This is a genomic window from Paraburkholderia sp. SIMBA_054, from assembly GCF_046534875.1.
Classification (GTDB): domain Bacteria; phylum Pseudomonadota; class Gammaproteobacteria; order Burkholderiales; family Burkholderiaceae; genus Paraburkholderia; species Paraburkholderia hospita.
Genome location: NZ_JAWRXV010000829.1, coordinates 1 through 270, shown reverse-complemented (window position 1 = coordinate 270; position 270 = coordinate 1). Strand labels below are relative to the sequence as shown.

Below are 270 nucleotides of genomic sequence, written 5' to 3'. Positions count from 1 at the left end.
CTTGCGGTTGAAATCGCCTTCCAGGCCATGGCCGACGGCTTCGTGCAGCAGCACGCCCGGCCAGCCGGCGCCGAGCACCACCGGCATCGTGCCGGCCGGCGCGGCGACCGCCTCCAGGTTCACCAGCGCCTGGCGCAGCGCCTCGCGGGCGAAGCCTTCCGGCCGGTCGCCGGCGAACAGCTCGGCATAGCCGTAGCGGCCACCGCCACCGGCATAGCCGCTCTCGCGGCGGCCGGCCTGCTCGACGATCACCTGCACGTTCAGCCGCAC

1 pseudogene is annotated in these 270 nt (G+C 74.1%); it reads right to left on the bottom strand.

Annotated elements, in window-relative coordinates:
* A pseudogene (gene tldD, locus SB822_RS57420) lies at nucleotides 1-270 on the bottom strand (metalloprotease TldD); the annotation flags it as partial.